1 protein-coding gene is annotated in these 2876 nt (G+C 36.6%); it reads right to left on the bottom strand.

Annotated elements, in window-relative coordinates; translation table 11 throughout:
* Positions 1 to 421: 421 nt before the first annotated feature.
* Positions 422 to 2876, bottom strand: a 2455-nt coding sequence (locus F6K22_RS37580) for a CHASE2 domain-containing protein (protein ID WP_293109900.1), incomplete at its 5' end; no start/stop codon positions are given.

The raw sequence follows: 2876 nt of genomic DNA, 5'->3' as shown, positions 1-2876 counted from the left end.
TCGGTAATAGGGAGAAGTAATTGATAATTTATGGAGAGGTCTAATAGACATCTGTGGAAATTAAATAGGGTTGGCTGAATAAATATGAAAGTCTTTACAGATAAAGCTTTTGGTATTTTTAAGTCTTGAGGGGGTGCGCATAGATTGAGTTGAAAAGTCTCAAAAAGTTAGTATTAACAGCAAGATTTGGACAGAGAAATTGAGGAATAATTCTAACTCCTGCCTTCTCGCTCATTCCCCATTCCTCCTGTCTCCTGTCTCCTGTCTCCTGACTCCTACTCTTACTCATAATACTTTTGAGGGCAAACCCTAATTATCCGGACATGATATTAATTCTTCTGGAACAAGCAGTTTATATCTTTTTCACCAGATGTCTATTAGTTACTAAAAATAATACAGAAAAGTATCTTGAAAATTTCTGTTAATTTGCGATCACATCTGAAATTAGTTTAATAATATCTTGATCTCGAAAATCTCCCGCTAGTTCCTGCAACTTCTGGGCAAAAGGCACATATTTAGTATCCAGTTTCTCCATTATTTTTGCTTGCTTAGTAATTCCCTTAAGATGACCCTTCATCGCCAATTCATATAAATTTTGCAATTCTGTTAGAGGAGGAGGAATTATTTCTTCATTTATTTTCTCTGTTTTTTCTATGAGTCGAGGTGATTTTCTAGTTCCTTCATAAACCCATTCTAGATTTAGATGTGTTTGTAGTACCTTAAGTAATTGACTTACTTCCACAGGTTTAGGCAGAAAATCATTTCCACCTGCCTCCAGTAAATTCTTTCGATCTGATTCAAAAACATTAGCTGAAGAAGCAATCAAAATCAAATTTTTTCCTTTTTCAGAAGTTCTGAGCTTTCGCATCATTTCAAAACCATCCATCTCAGGCATCAATAAATCAGTAATCACAAGATTGGGTTTAAACTGTTCAATTTTCTCTAAAGCATCCTTAGCACTACTTACTTCAAGCACCTCAAAACCAAGAGGTTTCAACAAATTCACAATTATAGAGGAACTATCATACAGATCGTCTACAACTAAAATTTTAGGTGCTTTTCCTTTCACACCAACAATTTCTCCTTGTTTCTGCTGTTTGCTACTGATTTTATTATTAACACTATTAGTATTAGTGGATGGGAAATCAACCTCAAAGCAGAAAACACTGCCAACTCCATATTCACTCTTTACCTGAATTTCACTACCCATTAACCGTGCAATTCTCTGACTAATTGCTAATCCTAACCCAGTACCTTCAGCATTATACTTATACTTGTCTGAACCTACTTGCTCAAAAGCTCGAAAAAGACGTTGAGTCTGTTCCGGTGTCATACCAATACCTGTATCCTGAACTTCAAAGTGAAATTTACCATTTTTAGTTTGATTCACCTTGAATGTCACTACACCTTTTTCCGTAAACTTAATTGCGTTTCCCAAAAGATTAATTAACACCTGTCGCAACCGTTTTTCATCAGCATTGATACCAGTCGGCAATTTAGCATCCTTTTCACAAATAAAAGAAATTCCCTTCATTTGAGCTTTAATCTCGCACATTTCTACGACATTATGCAACAAACTTGGTAAGTAGATGTATGCAGGGTGGAGTTCCATTTTCCCTGCTTCAATTTTTGACAAGTCAAGCACATCATTAATCAAAGTCAACAAATGAGACCCACAACGATGAATAACTTCTACTTTGGTTTTATCTTCTGTATTTAGACTATCAGAACGTTGGAGAATTTGAGCATAACCCATAATACCATTGAGAGGGGTTCGTAATTCGTGACTCATGTTAGCCAGAAATTCGCTTTTAGCTTGAGACGCTGCATCTGCTGCTTGTTTGGCAATTTCTAATTCCTGAGTTCGCTGTTGTACTTTTTGTTCTAGAGTTTGAGCATAATCTTCTAGTTTCTGATTAGCATTTTCTAATTGCTGGTTAGTTTTGTTAAGTTGCCAATAACTATAGTAGTTAGTTGTAATAATAGCTGTACTCATTAACCCAACCCACGGAGTAAACAGAGGTAAGACCCACCCACTGATGAACGCTCCATAACTTATTCCCACCAAGCTAAAACTTGATAATCCCATGACTATAATAGTGCCACCAAAAAAAGCATTTTTGCCAAATCTTGGAGATTGCAATAACCACCAGGTGAAAATACTTCCAGTAAATGACCATATTCCCATCCACACCCATTCCCAGTATTGATTAAATACCCGCAACAAAACACGACCTTCCAAAGCAGCACTCAAAATCTGACTGCTAATATTAGCATGAACCACTATTCCTGGCATCAGATTTGTTTTCTGTAATAGATTGCTATTAAAAGGTGTAGAAAAAACATCTCTGAGACTTTCTGCTGTTTTTCCTACCATAATAATGCGATCGCGAATTAAATCTTCAGGAATATCTCCATCTAATACCTGGGATATAGAAATACAGGGAAAAGTTTCTCTTCTACCACGATAGTTTAGTAAAATCTGATAACCACCAGTATCAGGACTAGCATAAACCCCTGAAGTAGGGGTCAGAGGAGTGAAAGTAGCTTTACCAAGTTTATAATTTCGTTGATTTTCATCTACTGCTTGTAAAGTAATACCCTTTTTTTGCAAATACATCAAGGCCAACTTCACCCCTAATCCTTCTGGTAGAGGATTTTCGGTAGCTATTGTAATCAGAGCGCGTCGTACTTTACCATCAGCATCTAGTAATATGTCGGAAGCTCCAACCTGATTTAGTTTACTTAAAGCAGGTGGTGGAGCAACTGTTTCTCCGGCTACTTTTTCAATTCCCACTAGATTTGGAGTTGACTCGAAGACTTCTATGAGTTTTTCATGTCCTGGTTCCACGGAAATATTTCGGTAAATATCGAGA

This window comes from Okeania sp. SIO2F4 (genome assembly GCF_010672385.1).
In the GTDB taxonomy this organism is placed as follows: Bacteria; Cyanobacteriota; Cyanobacteriia; order Cyanobacteriales; family Microcoleaceae; genus Trichodesmium.
Note: the sequence above shows the minus strand (reverse complement) of the source record. Positions and strands in the feature narration are given on the sequence as shown.